Genomic DNA, 22,799 nt, shown 5'->3' on the forward strand with positions numbered 1-22,799 from the left:
GTCGTAATTCAAATCGGCCATGTCGCCCATGGATACGGTTCATGACGCCTTCGGACGCACACTCCACGGCAAAACAACCAGCCTGCTGTTGAAACAAAGAGCCGTGAGAACAGCCTTGCGGCACAACAACGATTAGCCACCTTTTGCCGGCCGCACACGGCCCCGAGGAATACACGATGGACGTCACCGCAACCCTGAGCCTGGGCGATCCACTGGAACCTGCACGCAAGGCCACCGCCGAAATGCTGCAGACCCGCGAACGCACCTATTCGCTGCCCCAGCCTTTCTACACCGACGAGCGTCTGTTCCAGATCGACATGCAGGAGATCTTCCACAAGGAGTGGTTGATCGCCGGCATGACCTGCGAGATCCCGGCCAAGGGCAACTACATCACCCTGCAGATCGGCAAGAACCCGATCATCGTGGTGCGTGGCGCCGAAGGTAAGGTGCATGCCTTCCACAACGTCTGCCGCCACCGTGGTTCGCGCCTGTGCGTCAGCGAAAAGGGCAAAGTGGCCAAGCTGGTCTGCCCATACCACCAGTGGACCTACGAGCTGGACGGCCGCCTGCTGTTCGCCGGCACCGAAATGGGTGCCGACTTCGACATGAACCAGTATGGCCTGAAGCCAGTGAACGTGAAGGTTGCCGGCGGCTACATCTTCATCAGCCTGGCGGAAAACCCGCCTGCCATCGACGAGTTCCTGGCCACCCTGGACCACTACATGGAACCGTACGACATGGAAAACACCAAGGTGGCGGTACAGACCACCTTGATGGAAAAGGCCAACTGGAAGCTGGTGCTGGAAAACAACCGCGAGTGCTACCACTGCAACGGTTCGCACCCGGAGCTGCTGCAAACCCTGCTGGAATGGGACGACACCAACGACCCGCGCGCCAGCCAGGAATTCAAGGACCACGTGGCCGCCTCCGCCGCCGCCTGGGAAGCCGAGAAGATCCCGTACCTGCACAAGAGCCATGGCCTGCGTAACCGTATCGTGCGCATGCCGCTGCTCAAGGGCACCGTGTCGATGACCATGGACGGCAAGCAGGCCTGCCAGAAGCTGATGGGCCGCATCAAGAACCCGGACCTGGGCTCGATGCGCATCCTGCACCTGCCGCACTCCTGGAACCACTGCATGGGCGACCACATGATCGTGTTCACCGTGTGGCCGATCAGCGCCCAGGAAACCATGGTCACCACCAAGTGGCTGGTGCACAAGGACGCTGTGGAAGGCGTGGATTACAACCCGGAAAACATGCGCAAGGTGTGGGACGCCACCAACGACCAGGACCGTCGTCTGGCGGAAGAGAACCAGCGCGGGATCAACTCCACCGCTTACCAGCCAGGGCCGTACTCGAAGACTTATGAGTTTGGCGTGGTGAACTTCATTGACTGGTACAGCCAGCGAGTGTTGAACAACCTGGGGGCGGAGCCGGCGGCGTATTTGAAGGAAGTGCAGGCGCAGTAATACATACACACCCGCCATGCTTCGGCAGCAGGCCGAAGCATGGCGCTTTTACACCGCTGTATCTGGCCGCTGTGCGTCTGTACGCACATGATAAGCCATCGGTTGTATCGGATAGCGCCGTTCGGCAGACGACGTTGCCAACCCATAAAGCTCATAAGCTGACAGGGCCGTAGCAACTGAGGACATCCCAAAATCAACCCAGGCCAACCCCTCTGCCGCCGGTGTGAACAGCCGTCCGATAGCCGTGCCAATACTCATCGAGGCGATGACGCCTCCAGCGACCGAAAGCGCCTTATCCTGCTTAGTCCATGGTGCGACGGGTTGCTCTGCCGTGTTGTAAGTCAAAACCCCAGAGCGGCTTGCCGGGTAACCACTATTCAGGGCGAAGTCTCGCTCGACACGGTAGTTCCGGTACGCTTTCACGGCACTGATTGCCAGGTTGATCACCCCCGTGACGATGTTCCTGATCGGCGCCATGATGGCGGGGAAACGACCACTTGGGTCAACAAAGTTGACAGGGTCGCCTTGGCAGTAGGCATAAGCATTGAGCCCCCCCTTGCCGAACGGGCTTAACGCGTCAGGGCCAATGAACCGCCCCAGGCTCGGGCTGTAGACGCGGTGGCCATTGCCCAACGGGTAGCCACCCGTCAGTGGATCACGATACTGACCACAGAACGCCAGACCCGGCACAGCGGCAGCTGCCATGACGCCATAGGGTGAATATGCATTCACTTGAAAAGGAATGCCGCTCAAAATCGAATGCTGCCGATCGGTCCCCAACAAACGTCTGGCCATGATTTATCCACAATTAGGCGCTTTCGTGGATACGCTAACCAGCGCCTGCAAGTTTTGCTACTGGCAAAAATATCAGGCCGTACATTGATCATTATTTGATCATAACGGCCAACGCGGTGTCATTCCTGGGCTACAGCGGAGTTCGTACACCTTGTCCACAGAGCCACCAACAGAGTTTGTGAGCAACCCATAAGTGTTTTGCGATCGCCCTGTTGATAAGTCACCCAAGAGCTTGATTTTCAGGCATTCCGGAGGATCCTGGCGGAATTGATCAATTTTTGAGCAAGTCTGTCAAACCCTTTCACTACGCCGCTTACAGGAGATACCGAACAGATTATCCACAGACCGGCTAACAGCGATTGTGGGCAAAATCAGGAGGGTGCTGCCGCGCGTTGCATGCGAAGGCAGGATAAGACTGATCGTTTTTTGATCAAAAGCTTGGAAACCCCGTCATACAAGGGCTGCGGCTATGCGCCAACACTTTATCCACATGTTGGCGAACAGATTTGGTGGGCAAAATACGCAGTGGTTCTGGATATTGAGTGGGAGCTAATGTGTTGGGTTGTCTGTAAGGGCCTCATCGCTGGCAAGCCAGGCTCCTACAGGGACTGCGCATGGCTTGAGGCAATGCGATCTATGTGGGAGCGGCCTTGTGTCGCGAAAGGGCTGCGTAGCAGCCCGGCAATTTCTGCGATATTGCAGAAACCTGGGGCCGCTATGCGGCCCTTTCGCGACACAAGGCCGCTCCCACAAAGAGTTACATGACGCTTCAGGCTCTAGCGCAGCACGCCCTCTTCCACCAGCAGCTTGAGGATGGCCTCGGCGCCTTCCTGAGGCGAAACATCCTTCAGCACCTTGCCACCGCCGCCACTGGCCTTGGCCGTCGCTGCCTTCATCCGGTCGGCGCCGCTCTTGGCCTTGATCACCTTAAGCCGCTTGGGCCGCGGGCGAGCTGGTTGCAGTTCGGCTTCGGCCAGCAGTTCATCTTCGACAATCGCTACGTTGCGCGCCGCCAGTACGCCCCGGCGCGCCGGCCCGAAAGCGCTCTGGCGCGGCTTGGGCGCAGCGTTATCCACAGTCGCCAGCAACGGCAGGCGCACTTTCAGCCGACGCCGCTGACCACGCGGCAGCGCCTGCAGTACCTGGGCGGTGCCGTTGTCGATCGACTCCACTTCGGCCAGCCCTACAATCAACGGCCAGCCGAGCTTTTCGGCCAGCAGGAACGGCAACATGCCCGACCCTTCGCCGGTCTCGGCCTGGCTGCCGGTCAGCACCAGTTGTGCTCCGGCATCGCGCAGGTAATCCCCGAGCACCCCCAGCACATCGGCACCGGCCGGCTGCTCCAGCACATCCAGATGGTCCAGGCCCATGCCCAGGTAGGCGCGCAGCGCTTCTTCCCGAGGGTCGCCGGCATGCACCACCTGCAAGTTATCCCCAGCCAGCTGCAAACCCAGCTCCACCGCCCGCGCATCCTGCTCGGCGCGGCGAGCGCGGCCGGAGCTGGGGTGGGCACCGATGGAAACCAGGCTGATCACTTTCGTACTCATGCTCGTGCCCTTATGCCGCGTCGCGCTGGCCGCCGCTGCGGTAGTTGTCCACAGCCTCGATCAGTGCCTGGAGAATCGCCGAACTGTCGCCAATCACCGACAGGTCAGCCCGTTTGATCATGTCGCAGCCCGGATCCATGTTGATCGCCACCACCTTGTCGCAGGCACCGATGCCCTGCAGGTGCTGGATCGCGCCCGAGATACCCACAGCCACGTAGACCCGCGCGGTAACCCAGGTGCCGGTGGCGCCCACCTGGCGATTGCGCGGCATGAAGCCGTCATCCACCGCCACCCGCGAGGCGCCTTCGGTGGCGCCCAGGGCCGCGGTGGCCCTGTGGTACAGGTCCCAGTCCTTGACGCCGTTGCCGCCCGAGACGATGAACTCGGCCTCGGCCATGGCAATGGTGGCCGGGTCCACGGCCACCGAACCAAGGTCTTCGATGCGCGACAGGCTGCGCGCCACGCTTGTGGACAACTCCACGGGCAGCGCTTCGTGACGGGTCTCGCTGACTGGCTCGGCGCACTCGGCCGCCGCCAGGATCAGGCGTGGTACGGCGCGCTGCAGGTCTTGCTGGCCGGCACCGGCACGGCCGATGCACTGGCCGTCCTTGACCTGCCAAACCCGCGTCGCCGGGCGCTCGCCCAGTGCCGCGCCCAGGCGCCGGCCCAGTTCGCCACCACCGGTGCGGCTGTCGGGCAGCAGCCAGTGACGTGGCGTGAACTGGTTATCCACAGCACGCAGGCCCTGCACCAGTTGCTCCGGTGCATAACCTTCGAAGGCTTCGCCCTCGATAACCAGCAGGCGGTCGACCCCGGCTGTGGAAAAGTTGCTTTCCTTGTGCTCGCCAAACACCACTGCCAGCACCGCACCGTCGCTGCCGGCCAGGCTGTGGGCCAGGCCGAGCAGGTCACGGTCGTGGCTGCTCAGGCGGCCACCGACCATGTCGGGTACAACGGCGATGTAGAACGTCGGCGCCGGCACCTGGTGCAGCGGCAGCTTGACCTCGGCCGCCGCCGTGCGTCGCCCGCCCACAGCGGTGCCCTGCTGGGCGCCGCTGCGGTCGATGCGCTTGAGCCCGGCCGGGCCGATGAAACCCGCAGCAATCGCATGGGGGTTCTTGCGGATGAGGCCGTTGGGCCCCATCCAGCTGGTCTGCTGCGTCTGCATCGCTGCATGCAGCGGGTGCAGACGGTTACGGGCGATCCACTCGGCGCGCGGGTCGCGGCGGATAATGTCGCTCATCAGTGCACCTCCGCAGGTTCACGTTTGGCCGTTTGCGGCTTTGCGGTGGCCGGCGCATCCTCTTCGATCAATACGTCGGCAACCAGCTCGGCCAGGTCCTTGATCTGTGGGCGCGGTTCGACCACGCCTTCGAGCATCGCGGTGCACTGTGGGCAACCCACGGCTACCAGCTCGGCCTCGGTCTGGCGAATGTCGTCCATGCGCATGTCCGGGATACGCTGCTTGCCAGGGATATCGGTGATCGGCGCACCGCCGCCACCACCGCAGCAGCGGGAGCGGAAGCCCGAGCGCTCCATTTCGCGCACTTCGATGCCCAGCGCCTTGAGTACTTCACGCGGGGCTTCGTATTCGCCGTTGTAACGGCCCAGGTAGCAAGGGTCGTGGTAGGTGACGCTGCCACCCTTGTGCTGGCCCAGGTTGAGTTTTTTCGCTGCGATCAATTCGGCGATGTAGGTGCTGTGGTGCTGCACCTGATAGTCGCCGCCCAGGGCGCCATACTCGTTCTTCAGCACATGGAAGCTGTGCGGGTCGCAGGTGACGATGCGCTGGAACTTGTACTTGGCCAGTGTCTGGATATTGCGTTTGGCCAATTGCTGGAAGGTCGCTTCATCGCCCAGACGACGCGCCACGTCGCCGCTGTCGCGCTCTTCCAGGCCGAGCACGGCAAAGTCCACGCCAGAAGCCTTGAGCACTTTGACGAACGAGCGCAGGGTGCGCTGGTTGCGCATGTCGAACGCACCGTCACCGACCCAGAACAGCACTTCGGTGGATTTCACCTCCGACAGCAGTTGCAGATTGAGGTCGGCGGCCCAGTTCATGCGCCCGCCAGGAGCGAAGCCGCCCGGGTTGTCGGTGGCGATCAGGTTGTCCAGCACTTCGGCGCCCTTGTTCGGGGTGGCGCCTTTTTCCAGGGTGAGGTGACGGCGCATATCGACGATGGCATCGACGTGCTCGATCATCATCGGGCATTCCTCGACGCAGGCACGGCAGGTGGTGCACGACCACAGCGTTTCGGCGTCGACCAGGCCATTGACGATCGGCTGGTGCGGATGGCCGCCATGCTCACCGATCGGTTTGCCCGGGTATGGGCTGCCGGCGAACTGCGCGTCGGTGCCACCGGCCAGGCCGATGACCATGTCCTGAATGAGCTTTTTCGGGTTCAGCGGCTGGCCGGCAGCAAAGGCCGGGCACATGGCTTCGCATTTACCGCACTGCACGCAGGCGTCGAAGCCCAGCAGCTGGTTCCAGGTGAAGTCCACCGGCTTTTCCACGCCCAGCGGCGCGTTCGGGTCTTCCAGGTCCAGCGGCTTGAGGCCGGTGGAACGGCCGCCGCCGAAGCGTTCGGCGCGGCGGTGCCAGGCCAGGTGCAGGGCACCGGCGAAGGCGTGTTTCATCGGGCCGCCCCAGGTCATGCCGAAGAACAGCTCCGACACGCCCCACAGCACGCCCAGGCCGAGAATGCCCACCATCACCCAACCGCCGGTGTTGGCCGGCAGGATGCCGGCGACTGGCAAGGTGGCGATGAAGAAGCTCACGGCAAACGCCAGCAGGCTCTTCGGCAGGCGCATCCACGGGCCTTTGGACAGGCGCGAAGGCGGGTTGAGGCGGCGCTTGAAGACGAAGATGGCGCCGCTGAACATGATCACGGTGGCCACCAGCAACGCGTAGCCGAGGATCTTGCTCTGCAGGCCGAAACCGTGCACCAGGATCGCCAGCACGGCTGACAGCACGAAGCCGCCAGCAGTGGCCACGTGAGTCTTGGACATGTACTTGTCGCGTTCGACCACATGGTGCAAGTCCACCAGGTAGCGGCGCGGCATGGCCAGCAGGCCGCCGATCAGGTTGACCTTGGAAGGCCGGCCACGCCGCCACATGCGCACCCGGCGCAGGGCGCCGAGCGCCGCCAGGCCAAGGGCAGCGAACAGCAGGATGGGTAGAAGGGTGTTCAACATGGGAGGCTCCCACAACAGCTGGATTCTTGCGCCACTCTGAAGAGGGGGCGCGGACCCTGTGGGAGCGGGTTCACCCGCGAATGCGTCCGATCAGGCAACGATGTTGTCAGTGCTGACGCATTCGCGGGTAAACCCGCTCCCACAGGGGGCCAATCCCGCCCTCGGGGGCGGTGTTCATGCCAGTGCGATCAGAAGTCCTTGCACAGGCGCAAGGCGTCGTAGATCGCCGCATGCACGTTGCGCTGGGCCACGCAGTCGCCGATGCGGTACAGCAGGTAGCCTTCGCCCGGCTGGCTGAGGATCGGCTGTGGCTTGATGGCGAACAGCGCCTCCACGTCGATCTGGCCTTTGTTGCGCGAACCTTCCTTCAGCGCGTAATACAGCTGCTCGTCAGGACGCACGCCGTTCTCTACAACCACCTGGTCGACCACGCGCTCTTCCTTGGCGCCGGTGTATTCGTTCTCCAGCACCGCCACCAGCTTGTCGCCTTCGCGGTAGACCTTTTCCAGCATCATGTCGCCGGTCATGATCACTTCTTTCGGGTACATGCTGCGGTAGTAGGTCGGGAAGGTAGTACCGCCCATGGCCACACCCGGTTTGATGTCGTCGGTGACGATCTCGACCTGGCTGCCCTTGTCGGCAATGAAGTCCGCCACCGACATACCGGTGAACTCGCAGATGGTGTCGTACACCAGCACGTTCTTGCCCGGCGCAACCTTGCCGTCGAGCACGTCCCAGCTGCTGACCACCAGCCCTTCGGCAGCGCCCCAGTGCTCGTTCTGCTCCAGGAAGGAATGCCCACCCACCGCCAGCACGATGATGTCCGGGCGCAGGTCCTGGATGGCGGCCACGTCGGCGGCGGTGCCCAGGCGCAGGTCGACCTTCAGGCGCGCCAGCTCCAGCTGATACCAGCGGGTGATACCGGCGATCTGGTCACGCTGCGGCGCCTTGGCGGCGATGGTGATCTGCCCGCCGATCTGCTCCTTCTTCTCGAACAGGGTCACGTCATGGCCACGTTCGGCAGCCACGCGGGCCGCTTCCATGCCGGCCGGGCCGGCGCCAACCACCACCACCTTGCGCTTGGCGCCAGTGGTCTTCTCGATGATGTGCGGCACGCCCATGTATTCACGGGAGGTCGCGGCGTTCTGGATGCACAGCACATCCAGGCCCTGATACTGGCGGTCGATGCAGTAGTTGGCACCGACGCACTGCTTGATCTGGTCGATCTGGCCCATCTTGATCTTGGCGATCAGGTGCGGGTCGGCCATGTGCGCACGGGTCATGCCGACCATGTCCACGTAGCCGCCTTCGAGGATACGCGTGGCCTGGTTCGGGTCCTTGATGTTCTGCGCGTGCAGCACCGGGACCTTGACCACTTCCTTGATGCCGGCCGCCAGGTGCAGGAACGGCTCCGGCGGGTAGCTCATGTTCGGGATGACGTTGGCCAGGGTGTTGTGGGTGTCGCAACCCGAGCCGACCACGCCGATGAAGTCGAGCATGCCAGTGGCATCGTAGTAGGCGGCGATCTGCTTCATGTCCTCGTGGCTGAGGCCATCGGGGTGGAACTCGTCGCCACAGATACGCATGCCCACGCAGAAGTCGTCACCGACCTCGGCGCGCACAGCCTTCAGTACTTCCAGGCCGAACTTCATGCGGCCTTCGAAGGTACCGCCCCACTCGTCGGTACGCTTGTTGACCCGCGGGCTCCAGAACTGGTCGATCATGTGCTGGTGCACGGCCGACAGTTCAACGCCGTCCAGGCCGCCTTCCTTGGCGCGACGCGCAGCTTGGGCGTAGTTGCCGATCACGCGCCAGATCTCTTCCACCTCGATGGTCTTGCAGGTGGCGCGGTGCACGGGTTCACGGATACCCGACGGCGACATCAGGGTCGGCCAATTGAAACCGTCCCAGCGCGAGCGACGGCCCATGTGGGTAATCTGGATCATGATCTTGGCGCCATGCTTGTGCATGGCGTCGGCCAGGTTCTGGAAGTGCGGGATGATGCGGTCGGTCGACAGGTTGACCGATGCCCACCACTCCTGCGGGCTGTCGATGGCCACCACCGACGAACCGCCGCAGATCGCCAGGCCGATACCGCCCTTGGCCTTTTCTTCGTAGTACTTCACATAGCGGTCGGTAGTCATGCCGCCGTCAGTGGCGTAGACCTCCGCGTGCGCGGTGCTGAGCACACGGTTGCGGATGGTCAGTTTGCCGATCTGGATCGGCTGGAACATTGCTTCGAATGCCATGACGCTATCTCCGGCTTACAACGGCTTTGTAACGAACAGGCCATCTTCGTGGCCTTCTTCCGACCCGCCATAGACCTGTTCGGCCACGGTGCGGATCGAGCTGCCGCGGGCAGCGAGAATCTGGTCCATGGCGCCGGCGAACCAGCCGGTGAACATGTAGTCGACCTTGCGGCCGCACTTGCCATAGACGTACACGAACGCAGAGTGCTTGAGCTTGACGCTGCAGGTGCCCTTGTCGAGGTCGATGTCCTGGATTTCGAACAGGCCCCAGCCACGCTGGCTCAGGCGCTTCATGTAGTGCTCGAACACCGCCACGCCTTCCAGACCGTGGCACTCGGCTTCTTTTTCACACCAGTGCCAGGCGGACTTGTAGCCGGCCTTGTAGAGAATCTCGGCGTACTTGTCAGCGCCCAGGACTTCTTCGATACCCATGTGGTTGTTGACGAAGAAATGGCGCGGCACATACAGCATCGGCAAGGCGTCGCTGGTCCAGACACCGGTCTCGCTGTCTACTTCGATTGGCAATTGCGGGGCGATCTTGGCCATGGAAACTCAACTCCATAAAATTTTTTATTGGGATGCCCCGGCGTTGCTGGCAGGGGCTTTCAGGCTTGGAGAGCGGCTTACTCGCCCCACACGTCCTTGAGGACGTTGACCCAGTTCTCACCCATGATCTTGCGCACCACGCGCTCGGAGTGGCCGCGCTTGAGCAAGGTTTCGGTGAGGTTGGGGAATTCGCCCACGGTGCGGATGCCCAGCGGGTTGATGATCTTGCCGAAGTTGGTCAGGCGACGGGCGTAACCCTTGTCATGGGTCAGGTACTCGAAGAAGTCCTGGCCGTGGCCCTGGGTGAAGTCGGTACCGATACCGATGGCGTCTTCACCGACGATGTTCATGGTGTACTCGATGGCTTCGGCGTAGTCGTCGATGGTCGAGTCGATGCCCTTGGCCAGGAACGGCGCGAACATGGTCACGCCGACGAAGCCGCCGTGGTCGGCGATGAACTTCAGCTCTTCGTCCGACTTGTTGCGCGGGTGCTCTTTCAGGCCAGATGGCAGGCAGTGTGAATAGCAGACCGGCTTTTTCGACTCGAGGATGACTTCTTCGGAGGTCTTGGAGCCTACGTGGGACAAGTCGCACATGATGCCGACGCGGTTCATTTCGGCAACGATCTCGCGGCCGAAGCCCGACAGGCCGCCGTCACGCTCGTAGCAGCCGGTGCCGACCAGGTTCTGGGTGTTGTAGCACATCTGCACGATGCCCACGCCCAGCTGCTTGAACACGTCGACGTAGGCGATCTGGTCTTCGAAGGCATGGGCGTTCTGGAAGCCGAAGAGGATACCGGTCTTGCCCAGCTCCTTGGCCTTGCGGATGTCGGCAGTGGTGCGTACCGGCATCACCAGGTCGCTGTTGTCGCGGATCAGCTTCTGGCTGGCGGCGATATTGTCGACAGTTGCCTTGAAGCCTTCCCAGACCGATACCGTGCAGTTGGCCGCAGTCAAACCGCCTTTGCGCATGTCCTCGAACAGCTCGCGGTTCCATTTGGCAATGATCAGGCCGTCGATGACGATGCTGTCGGCGTGAAGTTCGGCTGGGCTCATCAGGCTGTCCCCTTTTATTGAATGGGTTTGCGCCAAACCTTGTGTCGGCGCTTTGGGGCCAGCATATGCCTGTGCCCAAAGGCGCCCCGATGCAAAAACGACAGGGGGTTTGCCGAAAGCGTCAATGCGCGACATCGCGCCCTCTGGCACGCTGTCTGGCGATGAGAGACAGTCTCGATAACGACATTTCCGGCCGTTTCATGAACATTTCTTCAGGGAGCTATCGTCTTGTCTGCGGCTGAGCGAGAATCCAGCCGATTCGTCAGCCTTGTTGAGGAGAAAACGGATGAAATCAATGGCATGGCTGGTATTACTGGCTGTGGTATCGGGCGCCCAGGCCGGCGAGGAAGAAAGCACCCCGTGCGACAACGTTGAGAGCGACCAACAGACATTCGCTTGCGCGGCGTTCAACAAGCAGACGGCGGAGCGTGAACTGAAGTCCGCGTATGACGACCTGATCCAGCGCATTCGCGACCAGTACGCCGACGAAGGCGACAAGGCTGCGGCCTTGGCCGGGCGCATGGAGGCGGCCGAGAAACTGTGGACGCAACTGCGCGATGCCGACTGCAAGGTCGAAACCTACGCCGAGAAGCCCGGCAGCAAGGCGTTCGAAGCGGCGTGGAACACCTGCGTGGCACAGCGCAGCGATGATCGCTCGGAGTACCTGCAGTCCATCGGCCAGCAGTAGGGGGACTTCCTCCGCAGGAAAGGCTTTCGGCTTATCTGTCTTGACGCCCCGAACCAAAGTACGTCCCAGGCGCCTCGCCCGAGGCGCCGATGATGAACTTGATCGGAAACCAAGACATGACCACCACTATCAGCAAGACCGACATGAACAGCGCCATCGCCGCCCTGAAGAAAGAAGGCGAAGAACGCGCCGTCATGGTTGCCAACACCGTCTGCATCTTTGCCCCTGATGTGCCCGCCAGCGTTGCCGAAGATGTGCTTGATGGCATGCGCCTGATGAACCTGTCGGCGAACAAGAAGTTCGACAAGGAAACCCAGCAGCGCGAGTGGTACAACTTCTACAACGACGGCCTGGGCAAGTTCGGCTGGACGCTGACCGGCGCCGCCCATGTCGAGGAAGCTATCGACAAGGACACCCACACGCTGGCCACCCTGGTGCCTGAAATCGTCACCGTCCAGATCGGCGCCAGCCACCGCCTGAGCCGCTGTGTAAAACGCTCCTTCGAAGTGATCGTGAAAACACCGAAGGCGCAGCAACTGCTTGAAGAAAGCAGCGTGAGCGTTTCGGGCAAATCCAGCACCATTCAGATTTCGGCTTGCGAGATGACACCTCAAGGCCTGCCGATCATGCACATGACCAGCGTTCAGCTGAGCTATGACAAGGCCGAGAAAACCGCAGGGTCCGCTGGCCGCATCATCGACAAGTCGAACACCCGGGTATATCGGGCCTCGCAACAGGGCTCGTTCAGTGTTCGCCACTTCGCCGCCATGCGCGAAGCCGTCAGGCTGAAGCTGGCCAGCCAGGCGTTCGACATCCTGGCGCTGGACATCTGACCTGGACCTGGCGCCGCCCTGCGGCGCCAGGCCCCCCCTCCTCCTGCCGCGAGGCCAGAAGCATGCCCACCAAACCTGCCGACCAACCCTGGGAAGACCTTCATGCCTGCCTGCGCCTGGCGCAACTGGAGGCCAACCAGGTTCACGATCGCCAACAGGATGGCCAGCGCTGGTTCAGCCGTTTTCTGCAGGGCCTGGAAGACAGCGGTGTCAAACTGATCGAACGGACGACGAAAAGCCTAGACTACGTACCCACGGATGCCGTGTTCGAAGACGTCTTCAGCGGCTGGATTCCAGCGCCCCAGAGGCGCAACCTCAAATTCGAGCGGGCTGCCAAGGACATACTCCATGGCTTGCAACAGCCAGACCTCGCCCTGCTGCGCAGCACCTCGGCCAGCTCGCACCTGCGCATCGAATTTGACCTGGATGACAGCGGTAGCCCGGTAGCGATCGTCTTTAACCTTTGCTGTTCGACCGACCCGGATACCCCGCGGACGCGCCTTGCCCTGCAGCTGGACCACATGGGCGCGAAGCTCGACGCCCGGGCTTTCGAGATGCGGCGAGAACAGGTCGAAAAACGCCTCCAGGCGCTATCCGATCTCGATCAGTTCTAGCCAGGCGGCATTGCACGCTGCGCGGGGTCCCACCTCGTCTAACCAAACAGGTTTTCCAGTAACGCGAGAGTTGAACCTCGAAGACTAACGAGGACCAGTCACACCACTCGGACCAACCGATCCTCCCGCGGACACCGCTCGAACCGTGCCCGGTAACTCCGTGTGAAATACGACGCCGACTCGAACCCGCACGCCACCGCCACCTCCAGCACACTCATGTCGGTCTGGCGCAATAGCTGCCGAGCCTTGTCCAGTCGCAATCGCAGATAGAAGCCACTGGGCGTGTCGTCCAGATGCAAGCGGAACAGGCGCTCCAGCTGCCGCCGGGTCACCTGCACTGCATCGGCCAGCACCTGGGTATTGAGCGGCTGCTCGATATTTCGCTCCATCTCGCCGATCACCTTCACGAGCTTCTTGTTGCTGATGCCGTAACGGCTGGCGATCTGCATGCGCTGGTGGTCCTGGCGTTGGCGAATGCGCCCGAGCACGAACTGCTCGGATACCTGCACAGCCAGCTCGCTGCCATGGGCCTGGCCGATCAGGTCAAGCATCAGGTCGATTGACGCGGTACCGCCTGCGCAGGTAATGCGCCGCCGATCGATCTCGAATAGCTCCTGGGTCACCTGCAAGCGTGGATAGCGCTCCTTGAATGCCTCCAGCGCCTCCCAGTGCACGGTGGCGCGGTGGCCGTCGAGCAGGCCGGCCTCGGCCAGTACCACCGCGCCGGTATCGATGCCACCCAGAACAACTCCCTCATGGTCCAGGCGGCGTAGCGCCTGCTGCAGTGCCGGCCCGTAACAGGCCAACGGCTCGAAGCCCGCGACGATCAGCAGGATGCCGCCAGGTTCGCCCGCCGCCAGCGCTGCATCGGCGTTTACCGACATGCCATTGCTGGCCAGCACCGGCCCGCCGTCCAGGCTCAACACCTGCCAGCGATACAACGGGCCCTTGAAACGATTGGCCACCCGCAGTGGTTCCAGAGCACTGATGAAACCCATGGCCGAGAACCCGGGCAACAACAGGAAATGAATGATTTGCGGCATTGCATGCTCCACGGCAAAGGTGGTCGCCTCCGTGCAAATGTTGGTCGCCAGGGTGCGATTTACCACCCTGGCAGCAGCGTAGCGTGTTCACACGGCCCAGAGAGGCCGGCCCCTATAAAAAATGCCCTGCCGATGGAGAGCCACCATGCAACGCTTGATCCGCCGCAGCCTGTTATCCGTAGCCCTGACCACTATCGTCGCTTCCCCGCTGTATGCCGCGGAACCCGCGGCCTGCAAGAACGTCCGTCTGGGCGTGGTCAACTGGACCGATGTCATCGCCACCAGCGCCATGGCGCAGGTGCTGCTCGATGGCCTTGGCTACCAGACCAAGCAGACCAGCGCTTCGCAGCAGATCATCTTCGCCGGCATCCGCGACAAACGCCTGGACATGTTCCTGGGTTACTGGAACCCGATCATGACCCAGACCATCACCCCGTTCGTCGATGCCAAGCAGGTCAAGGTGCTCGACAAGCCCAGCCTGGAAGACGCCCGCGCCACCCTGGCGGTGCCCAAGTACCTGGCCGACAAGGGCCTGAAGACGTTCGCCGATATTCACAAGTTCGAAAAGGAACTGGGCGGGAAAATCTACGGCATCGAACCAGGCTCCGGCGCCAACACCCAGATCAAGGCGATGATCACCAAGAACCAGTTTGGCCTTGGCAAGTTCCAGCTGGTCGAATCCAGCGAGGCCGGCATGCTCGCCGCCGTCGACCGCGCGGTGCGGCGCAACGAAGCTGTGGTGTTCTTTGGCTGGGCACCGCACCCGATGAACGTGAATATCGACATGGTCTATCTGGGCGACAGCCAGGACGCCCTGGGCCCTGACGAAGGCCGCGCGACAGTGTGGACGGTGACTGCGCCGGACTATGCCGAACGCTGCCCCAACGCCCACCGCCTGCTGGCCAACCTGAACTTCAGCGCCGAGGACGAGAGCCGCATGATGCAGCCGCTGCTCGACCACAAGGACGCGCTGGAATCGGCCCGCCAGTGGCTCAAGGACCACCCCGAGGACAAGGCCCGCTGGCTGGAGGGTGTGACCACCTTCGATGGCAAGCCGGCTGCGGACAACCTCAAGCTCGGCGCCAACTGATCCGGCCCCTTCGCGGGTAAACCCGCTCCCACAGGTTACGCGCATGCCAGGAACACCACGGTGCTCCTGTGGGAGCGGGTTCACCCGCGAAAAGGCCACCACAGACACCACAAGGACCCCCGCCATGAACCACGACGTCATCATCACCTGCGCCCTCACCGGCGCTGGCGACACCGCCTCGAAAAGCCACCTTGTTCCAGTCACCCCCAAGCAGATCGCCGAGTCTGCCGTAGAGGCCGCCAAAGCCGGCGCCACCGTAGTCCACTGCCACGTGCGCGACCCGCAAACCGGCCGCTTCAGCCGTGACGTGGCGCTGTATCGCGAAGTCATGGAACGCATCCGCGAAGCTGACGTGGACATCATCGTCAACCTTACCGCCGGTATGGGTGGCGACCTGGAAATCGGCCCGGGTGAAACACCACTGGAATTCGGCCCGGGCACCGACCTGATCGGCCCACTGGAACGTCTGGCCCATGTCGAAGCGCTGCTGCCGGAAATTTGCACCCTCGACTGCGGCACCCTCAATTTCGGCGATGGCAACTCGATCTACGTCTCTACCCCGGCGCAACTGCGCGCCGGTGCCAAGCGCATCACCGAGCTGGGAGTGAAAGCCGAGCTGGAAATCTTCGACACCGGCCACCTTTGGTTCGCCAAGCAGATGATCAAGGAAGGCCTGCTCAACGACCCGCTGTTCCAGCTGTGCCTGGGCATCCCGTGGGGTGCGCCGGCCGATACCACCACCATGAAGGCCATGGTCGACAACCTGCCAGCCAACGTCACCTGGGCCGGCTTCGGCATTGGCCGCATGCAGATGCCGATGGCCGCCCAAGCGGTGCTGCTGGGTGGCAACGTGCGGGTGGGCCTGGAAGACAACCTGTACCTGGACCGTGGCGTACTGGCCAGCAACGGTCAGCTGGTCGAGCGGGCGGCAGAGATCATCACCCGCATGGGTGGCCGCGTGCTCAGCCCGGCAGAAGGCCGGGAAAAAATGAACCTCAAGCGCCGCTGATTCCCTTTCAGGAGACCGATATGCCCTTCATCACCGAGATCAAGTCCTTCGCCGCCCTGGGTAGTGGCGTGATCGGCAGCGGCTGGGTCGCCCGCGCCCTGGCCCATGGCCTGGACGTGGTCGCTTGGGACCCGGCGCCCGGCGCCGAGCACGCCCTGCGCAAACGCATCGCCAACGCCTGGCCTGCACTGGAGAAACAAGGCCTGGCGCCAGGTGCAGCGCAAGACCGGCTGAAATTCGTGGCCACCATCGAGGAATGCGTGCGCGACGCCGATTTCATCCAGGAAAGCGCACCCGAGCGCCTGGACCTCAAGCTCGACCTGCACGCGAAGATCAGCGCTGCCGCCAAGCCCAATGCAATCATCGGCTCCAGTACCTCGGGCCTGCTGCCCAGCGAGTTCTACGAGTCATCCACTCACCCTGAGCGTTGCGTGGTCGGTCACCCGTTCAACCCGGTTTACCTGCTGCCGCTGGTGGAGATCGTCGGCGGCAACCGCACGGCACCCGAAGCTATCGAGGCCGCGAAAACCATCTACACCGCACTCGGCATGCGCCCGCTGCATGTGCGCAAGGAAGTCCCTGGCTTCATCGCCGACCGCCTGCTCGAAGCGCTGTGGCGCGAGGCCCTGCACCTGGTCAACGACGGCGTGGCCAGCACTGGCGAGATCGACGACGCGATCCGCTTCGGCGCCGGCCTGCGCTGGTCGTTCATGGGCACCTTCCTCACCTACACCCTGGCCGGTGGCGACGCCGGCATGCGCCACTTCATGGCCCAGTTCGGCCCGGCGCTGAAGCTGCCCTGGACCTACCTGCCGGCACCGGAGTTGACCGACAAGCTGATCGACGATGTGGTCGAAGGTACCTCCGAGCAACTGGGTGATCGCAGCATCGCTGCGTTGGAGCGCTATCGTGATGACACCCTGTTGGCAGTGCTGGAGGCCGTGAAGACCAGCAAGGCCAGGCACGGTATGGCTTTCGGCGACTGAGGAGACTGCGATGCCCGCACTGATCACCTACCGCACCCCGGTCCAGGAGGACTGGGTAGACTACAACGGGCATCTGCGCGATGCCTTCTACCTGCTGATCTTCAGCTACGCCACCGATGCGCTGATGGAGCGCATCGGCCTGGATGCCGACAGTCGCGGCCAGAGCGGTAACTCGCTGTTCACCCTGGAGGCGCACATCAACTACCTGCATGAAGTGAAGCTGGGCACCGAGGTGTGGGTGCAGACGCAGATCATCGGTTTCGATCGCAAGCGCCTGCATGTCTACCACAGCCTGCACCGGGCAGGGTTCGACGAGGTGCTGGCGGCCAGCGAGCAGATGCTGCTGCATGTGGACCTGGCGGGGCCGAAGTCGGCGCCGTTCAGTGAGCGTAGCGTCGGGTTGCTGCAAGGGTTGGTGGATGAGCAGCAGGGCCTGCCGTCGGCTGAATTCCTGGGCAGGGTAATAGGCCTGAACACAAAATCCTGAAGGTGACTGCGCGCCCTGTGGGAGCGGGTTCACCCGCGAATGCTTTGGTAGCTTCACCATCGCATTCGCGGGTAAACCCGCTCCCACAGGGATTTGTGCATCCTTCAAGTGTTGCTTCGGGAAAAAATAACCCCGGAAAGCCGTGAGCATCCGGGGCCAAGAGCGAGCAACATCCACTGTGCATGAACGAGGGTGACCAAACCCTCAGGTACCGTGAATGGCTTCAGTGTGCGGCCTTCCAAGGTGCTCGATTTAGCCGGAAACGACCTGTTCTTAGCCAATGCAGCCATGGCGCCATTCTGTTGTTGCGGGCATGTCGCCGGCGTCACAGAATCGGTCGTAAATCACAGCAGCACTCTCTTAGCGATAAAAGGGACAACAGCCATGATGCATGCGGATTTGATTGACCAGGACGATCTGGCAGGCCACCTGCGCGCGCGCGGGTTCGAGATTCCGGCCGGGGCAACTGCCGAGCAGGCCTGCGAGGCGGTGGTGCGCGGGCTGACCGAGCCCAATGCACGGGCGCTGAAGGGGATGGTGGAGCAGATGTATACCGGTAGTGCGACGATCCTGCCGGCGGTGCGCCAAGCCATCGACAAACAGCTGTTGCCGGCGTTGGCGCAGTTCAACAAGCGCGCCTGAATCGTTTTCCTGTACTGGCCTCTTCGCGGGTGAACCCGCTCCCACAGGTACTGCACTGAACTCGAAAGCAGTGCAGTACCTGTGGGAGCGGGTTCACCCGCGAAGAGGCCAGTGCCATTTCAGAGCCTCACACTGGCAAAGGTCGACTCGTTGCGCGCCTGGCTCAGGGCCGCCATCGGCCCGCTGTGCGGCGACAGAGTCATGGCCTGCGGGATCGGCATCATCGCCACCTGCTGCGCGGTGTTGGAGCCCACGCGCTCATCACGCGGCGGAATGCCGAAGTACTCGCGGTAGCACTTGGAGAAGTGCGGGGTCGACACGAAGCCGCATACCGACGCCACCTCGATGATCGACATCGGCGTCTGCTTCAGCAACTGCCGGGCGCGGATCAGGCGCAGCTTCAGGTAGTAACGCGACGGCGAACAGTGCAGATACTTCTGGAACAGGCGCTCGAGCTGCCGGCGCGATACCGACACGTATACCGCCAGTTCGTCCAGGTCGATCGGCTCTTCGAGGTTGGCCTCCATCAGCGCGACGATTTCCTGCAGCTTCGGCTGGTTGGTGCCAAGCATGTGCTTGAGCGGCACGCGCTGGTGATCCTGCTCGTTGCGGATGCGTTCGTAGACGAACATTTCGGAGATTGCCGCCGACAGTTCACGGCCGTGATCGCGGCTGATCAGGTGCAGCATCATGTCCAGCGGCGCAGTGCCGCCGGAGCTGGTGAAGCGGTTACGGTCGAGGGTGAACAGGCGGGTGCTCATGTTGACCCGCGGGTAGGCCTCCTGCATGGCAGCCAGGCATTCCCAGTGCACGCTGCAATCAAAGCCATCGAGCAGGCCGGCGCAGGCCAGGGCCCAGCTGCCGGTGCACACTGCACCCAGGCGTCGCGACTGGCGAGCCTGGGCCTGCAGCCAGGTGACATGCTCACGGGTAACGGTGCGCTGGATGCCGACGCCGCCACAAACAATCACTGTATCCATCGGCGGGGCGCTGTGCATGGCCGCGTCGGGAGTGATCTGCAGGCCGTCGCTGGCCCACACCTGGCCGCCATCGACAGTCAGGGTGTGCCAGCGGTACAGCTCGCGGCCGGAAAGCTGGTTGGCCATGCGCAGCGGCTCGACGGCCGACGCCAGGGAAATGAGAGTGAAATTGTCCAGTAGGAGAAACCCGATGGACTGGGGGGCTGTGCGGTTCTGGGTTGGGGTCCCGGAGGTGTACGACGTCATCGCGATTTCTCCTCACACAAATGCAGGGTGTGCCTCAGGCGAGCACTGATTTCTTGTTATGTACGGCCCCGGTTTCATGTGCAGGGGCCTTGGTGCCAATCTCAACGCAAACGCCGTGCCTGAAATTGAACGGCTATCCAAAAAAACCTGAAAACGACGCCTTTATCAGGCAAATCAAGCGCTTTGATCGAGCTGGCCAATCTTCGTGGAACGGGCGTGCTAGGCGCTGTGCCTGTAACGGCTGAGCAATTTGGTGACACGCGCAGTGTAGGATGCCCAGAAACGACACTCTTGAGTGTCACCGACAACGCCCACACTGATAACGACACCCGACGATCGGTATGCGTCGCGCTGCACCATAAAGAGACATTTGTGGCTGTGCTGCACCTGTTTCAATCTCAAGGGCCCCTTCGCGGGTGAACCCGCTCCCACAAGGATGATGCAGTCCCTGTGGGAGCGGGTTCACCCGCGAAGAGGCCCTTAAGGTCAGATCAAGAGTCAGCATTCAATGGCGCTGACCGCCAGGCCACCACGCGAGGTCTCTTTGTACTTGTCGTGCATGTCGGCCCCGGTATCGCGCATGGTGCGGATCACCTGGTCGAGGGAAATGAAGTGCTCGCCGTCACCACGCAGGGCCATCTGCACCGCGTTGATGGCCTTGACCGCGGCAATCGCGTTGCGCTCGATGCACGGCACCTGCACCAACCCGCCGACCGGGTCGCAGGTCAGGCCCAGGTTGTGCTCCAGTGCAATCTCGGCAGCGTTCTCCACCTGCGGTGGGGTCGCGCCCAGCACCTCAGCGAGGCCCGCCGCGGCCATGGCGCAAGCCGAACCGACTTCCCCCTGGCAACCCACTTCGGCACCAGAGATCGACGCGTTCTTCTTGCACAGAATGCCCACCGCGGCGGCAGCGAGGAAGAAATCGACCACGCTGGACTCGTCCACCGCATCACTGAAGCGCATGTAGTAGTGCAACACCGCCGGGATGATGCCCGCCGCGCCGTTGGTCGGCGCGGTAACCATGCGCCCGCCGGCGGCGTTTTCTTCGTTGACCGCCAGGGCGAACAGGTTGACCCACTCCATGGCGCTCATGGTCGAGCCGATCACGTTGGGCTTGCCGATTTCCTGCAGGCTGCGGTGCAGCTTGGCGGCGCGGCGGCGTACGTTCAGCCCGCCGGGCAGCGTGCCTTCGTATTTCAGGCCATTGTTGACGCATTCCTGCATGGCTTCCCAGAGCTTGTGCAGGCCGGCGCGGATCTCTTCCTCGCTGCGCCAGACCTTCTCGTTGGCCATCATCAATTGCGACACGCTGAGGTCGTTTTGCTTGCACAGGCGCAGCAGTTCGGCGGCGCTGTCGAAGTCGTACGGCAGCACCGTCTGGTCGGCATCCAGCACGCCGCTGGCGGCCTGGGCGGCATCGACCACAAAGCCGCCACCCACCGAGTAATAGGTGTCGCGGTGCAGCTCGCCCTGCTCGCCTTCGGCAATCAGGGTCATGGCGTTGGGGTGGTACGGCAGGTTCTCGTCCAGCAGCAGCATGTCGCGGGCCCAGACGAATTCGATGGGCAGGCGGCGGTCCAGCTGCAGGGTATTGGTTTCGCGCAGGTCGGCGATACGCGGCGCGATCTGGGTCGGGTCGATGGCGTCCGGCCATTCGCCCATCAGGCCCATGATGGTGGCATTGTCGGTGCCATGCCCCACACCCGTGGCCGACAGCGAGCCATACAGGCGCACTTCGATCCGCTTCACACGTTCCAGCTCGCCACGCTCGCGCAGGCCCTGGACGAACAGGGCGCCAGCACGCATGGGGCCGACGGTGTGGGAGCTGGAGGGCCCGACACCGATCTTGAACAGGTCGAACACGCTGATGGCCATTGTTGAATCACCTCTTGCTGGGCTTGTCTCTGCGCGCCATGCGCAGGGCGGGGCAGCTGCTAGGCTGAAGCAGCGGGCCGCCTTGAATGCACGCATCATCGGGCTTTTACCGCACCCCTCGCCGTCTGCAACCGACGTACTTTTGTCCAGCAGCGCCGCGCTGTTTTCTACCGGGGAGTAGCCCTCACCAGGCCGCTTTCCGGCGGCCTGGCGACGTAAAAATGCGGCTGAGGGGGTGGAAAAACCCATAAACGACATCGCCCATACTGGATACGACCCGTTCCGTACTGGTTACGACCCCACCAGTAGGCGATTGCCCGGCGCTGGAGGATTATCGAAAGCGACTCGTAAAGCACGGCCACGCATCCTGCCCTCTGCAGGCCTGGTCGACCGGACCCTGAGAAAGCCCGGCGACCCACGCGAACCCGAAGACAAAATCACAGGAGTCCATCCATGAAAGGTTCACCCTCGCTGTTGCTGGTTGCGATGCTGTCCGCGCCTTTGCTGGCCCAGGCCGCCGAACCCGAGCAATGCAAGACGGTACGGTTCTCGGATGTCGGCTGGACCGACATCACGGTCACCACCGCGACCACCAGCGTTGTGCTCGAAGCACTGGGTTACAAGACCCACACCACCATGATCTCGGTACCGGTGACCTACAAGTCGCTGGCCACCGGCAAGGACCTGGACGTGTTTCTCGGCAACTGGATGCCGACCATGGAGAACGACATCAAGCAGTACCGCGACGCAGGTACTGTGGAAACCGTGCGCGCCAACCTGGAAAACGCCAAGTACACCTTGGCTGTGCCCCAGGCGCTGTATGACAAGGGCCTGAAGGACTTCAGCGACATTCCCAAGTTCAAGCAGGAACTGGGCGGCAAGATCTACGGCATCGAGCCTGGCAACGATGGCAACCGCACCATCCAGAGCATGATCGACAAGAACGCCTTCGGCCTGAAGGACGCCGGCTTCAAGATCGTCCAGTCCAGCGAGGCCGGCATGCTGTCGCAGGTCGACCGCGCGCAGAAACGCGGCGAGGCGCTGGTGTTCCTCGGCTGGGAACCGCACCCGATGAACACCCGCTTCAAGATGCAGTACCTGACCGGTGGGGACGAGTTCTTCGGCCCCGACTTCGGCAAGGCGACCGTATTGACCAACACCCGCAAGGGCTATGTGCAGGAATGCAGCAACGTTGGCCAGCTGTTGAAGAACCTGTCGTTCGAGCTCAAGGATGAAAGCACCATGATGGGCTATGTCCTGGACGACAAGATGAAACCCGAGGCGGCTGCCAAGAAGTGGCTCAAGGACAACCCTGGCAAGCTGGATGCCTGGCTGGCCGGTGTCACCACCGTTGATGGCAAACCAGGCCTGGAGGCGGCCAAGGCCAAGCTGACGCAATAACGCAATACGCCATAGCGCTACCTCGGGGCAGGCCGTGCCTGCCCCGGGT

At 62.5% G+C, this 22,799-nt stretch carries 20 protein-coding genes; 10 read left to right on the top strand and 10 right to left on the bottom strand.

Annotated features, from left to right (window positions below; genetic code table 11):
- Window positions 1-176 precede the first annotated feature (176 nt).
- Entirely contained in the window at window positions 177-1,469 is a 1,293-nt protein-coding gene (gbcA, locus tag J5M58_RS14790) for a glycine-betaine demethylase subunit GbcA (protein ID WP_112251420.1), read from the top strand.
- 48 nt (window positions 1,470-1,517) lie between these two features.
- On the opposite strand, the gene J5M58_RS14795 is transcribed toward gbcA, so the two are convergent.
- The 7 genes from J5M58_RS14795 to J5M58_RS14825 all read right to left on the bottom strand — a co-directional run bounded on the left by J5M58_RS14795 (window position 1,518) and on the right by J5M58_RS14825 (window position 10,856).
- Window positions 1,518-2,264: an RHS repeat-associated core domain-containing protein gene (locus tag J5M58_RS14795; RefSeq protein WP_112251419.1), complete on the bottom strand. Its 747-nt coding sequence runs from the start codon at window positions 2,262-2,264 to the stop codon at window positions 1,518-1,520.
- A gap of 776 nt (window positions 2,265-3,040) precedes the next feature.
- Complete coding sequence (locus J5M58_RS14800) at window positions 3,041-3,811, bottom strand: electron transfer flavoprotein subunit beta (RefSeq protein ID WP_003257512.1); 771 nt, start codon at window positions 3,809-3,811, stop codon at window positions 3,041-3,043.
- A 10-nt stretch (window positions 3,812-3,821) separates the two neighbouring features.
- On the bottom strand, window positions 3,822-5,054 hold the full coding sequence (locus J5M58_RS14805) for an electron transfer flavoprotein subunit alpha/FixB family protein (RefSeq protein ID WP_112251417.1): 1,233 nt from the start codon (window positions 5,052-5,054) through the stop codon (window positions 3,822-3,824).
- Window positions 5,054-7,006, bottom strand: a complete 1,953-nt coding sequence (dgcB, locus tag J5M58_RS14810; protein ID WP_112251416.1) for a dimethylglycine demethylation protein DgcB — start codon at window positions 7,004-7,006, stop codon at window positions 5,054-5,056. Before dgcB ends, J5M58_RS14805 begins: the two co-directional genes overlap by 1 nt.
- Window positions 7,007-7,194: 188 nt before the next feature.
- Window positions 7,195-9,255, bottom strand: coding sequence for a dimethylglycine demethylation protein DgcA (gene dgcA / locus J5M58_RS14815; protein ID WP_025337383.1), 2,061 nt, complete (start codon window positions 9,253-9,255; stop codon window positions 7,195-7,197).
- Window positions 9,256-9,270: 15 nt separating this feature from the next.
- On the bottom strand, window positions 9,271-9,801 hold the full coding sequence (locus tag J5M58_RS14820; protein ID WP_013970507.1) for a DUF5943 domain-containing protein: 531 nt from the start codon (window positions 9,799-9,801) through the stop codon (window positions 9,271-9,273).
- Between the two features lie 77 nt (window positions 9,802-9,878).
- Entirely contained in the window at window positions 9,879-10,856 is a 978-nt protein-coding gene (locus J5M58_RS14825; protein ID WP_003257506.1) for a dipeptidase, read from the bottom strand.
- A 286-nt stretch (window positions 10,857-11,142) separates the two neighbouring features.
- Between J5M58_RS14825 and J5M58_RS14830 the strand changes: the two genes are divergently transcribed.
- The 3 genes from J5M58_RS14830 (at window position 11,143) to J5M58_RS14840 (ending at window position 12,991) form a co-directional block, all read left to right on the top strand.
- The gene (locus tag J5M58_RS14830) at window positions 11,143-11,544 is read left to right on the top strand and encodes a lysozyme inhibitor LprI family protein (protein WP_112251414.1); all 402 of its coding nucleotides are present in this window, start codon (window positions 11,143-11,145) and stop codon (window positions 11,542-11,544) included.
- Between the two features lie 116 nt (window positions 11,545-11,660).
- The gene (locus J5M58_RS14835) at window positions 11,661-12,377 is read left to right on the top strand and encodes a hypothetical protein (RefSeq protein WP_243432350.1); all 717 of its coding nucleotides are present in this window, start codon (window positions 11,661-11,663) and stop codon (window positions 12,375-12,377) included.
- 62 nt (window positions 12,378-12,439) lie between these two features.
- Complete coding sequence (locus J5M58_RS14840; protein WP_112251410.1) at window positions 12,440-12,991, top strand: hypothetical protein; 552 nt, start codon at window positions 12,440-12,442, stop codon at window positions 12,989-12,991.
- A gap of 98 nt (window positions 12,992-13,089) precedes the next feature.
- Here the strand turns inward: J5M58_RS14840 and J5M58_RS14845 are convergent, their stop codons facing one another.
- Window positions 13,090-14,034 (bottom strand): GlxA family transcriptional regulator, encoded by a 945-nt coding sequence (locus tag J5M58_RS14845; RefSeq protein ID WP_112251408.1) that lies wholly within the window; start codon window positions 14,032-14,034, stop codon window positions 13,090-13,092.
- Window positions 14,035-14,179: 145 nt separating this feature from the next.
- Here J5M58_RS14845 and choX point away from each other — a divergent pair, with 145 nt between their 5' ends.
- From choX to J5M58_RS14870, 5 genes are all read left to right on the top strand, one after another.
- On the top strand, window positions 14,180-15,124 hold the full coding sequence (gene choX / locus J5M58_RS14850; protein ID WP_112251406.1) for a choline ABC transporter substrate-binding protein: 945 nt from the start codon (window positions 14,180-14,182) through the stop codon (window positions 15,122-15,124).
- A gap of 124 nt (window positions 15,125-15,248) precedes the next feature.
- Window positions 15,249-16,133 carry a 3-keto-5-aminohexanoate cleavage protein gene (locus tag J5M58_RS14855; RefSeq protein WP_207878597.1) on the top strand — a complete coding sequence of 295 codons (885 nt, stop codon included), beginning with the start codon at window positions 15,249-15,251 and terminating at the stop codon, window positions 16,131-16,133.
- A gap of 20 nt (window positions 16,134-16,153) precedes the next feature.
- Window positions 16,154-17,119: an L-carnitine dehydrogenase gene (locus J5M58_RS14860; protein ID WP_207878599.1), complete on the top strand. Its 966-nt coding sequence runs from the start codon at window positions 16,154-16,156 to the stop codon at window positions 17,117-17,119.
- Window positions 17,120-17,129: 10 nt separating this feature from the next.
- Window positions 17,130-17,606, top strand: coding sequence for a thioesterase family protein (locus J5M58_RS14865; protein ID WP_207878601.1), 477 nt, complete (start codon window positions 17,130-17,132; stop codon window positions 17,604-17,606).
- A 384-nt stretch (window positions 17,607-17,990) separates the two neighbouring features.
- Window positions 17,991-18,248 (top strand): hypothetical protein, encoded by a 258-nt coding sequence (locus J5M58_RS14870; RefSeq protein WP_046614493.1) that lies wholly within the window; start codon window positions 17,991-17,993, stop codon window positions 18,246-18,248.
- Between the two features lie 119 nt (window positions 18,249-18,367).
- Here the strand turns inward: J5M58_RS14870 and J5M58_RS14875 are convergent, their stop codons facing one another.
- The gene (locus J5M58_RS14875; protein WP_112251398.1) at window positions 18,368-19,474 is read right to left on the bottom strand and encodes a GlxA family transcriptional regulator; all 1,107 of its coding nucleotides are present in this window, start codon (window positions 19,472-19,474) and stop codon (window positions 18,368-18,370) included.
- A 498-nt stretch (window positions 19,475-19,972) separates the two neighbouring features.
- Window positions 19,973-21,349 (bottom strand): L-serine ammonia-lyase, encoded by a 1,377-nt coding sequence (locus tag J5M58_RS14880; protein WP_112251396.1) that lies wholly within the window; start codon window positions 21,347-21,349, stop codon window positions 19,973-19,975.
- Window positions 21,350-21,802: 453 nt separating this feature from the next.
- Here J5M58_RS14880 and J5M58_RS14885 point away from each other — a divergent pair, with 453 nt between their 5' ends.
- Window positions 21,803-22,750, top strand: coding sequence for a choline ABC transporter substrate-binding protein (locus tag J5M58_RS14885; RefSeq protein WP_112251394.1), 948 nt, complete (start codon window positions 21,803-21,805; stop codon window positions 22,748-22,750).
- The last annotated feature ends 49 nt before the right edge of the window (window positions 22,751-22,799 follow it).

This window comes from Pseudomonas sp. 32_A (assembly GCF_017490905.1).
GTDB classification, from domain to species: Bacteria; Pseudomonadota; Gammaproteobacteria; order Pseudomonadales; family Pseudomonadaceae; genus Aquipseudomonas; species Aquipseudomonas inefficax.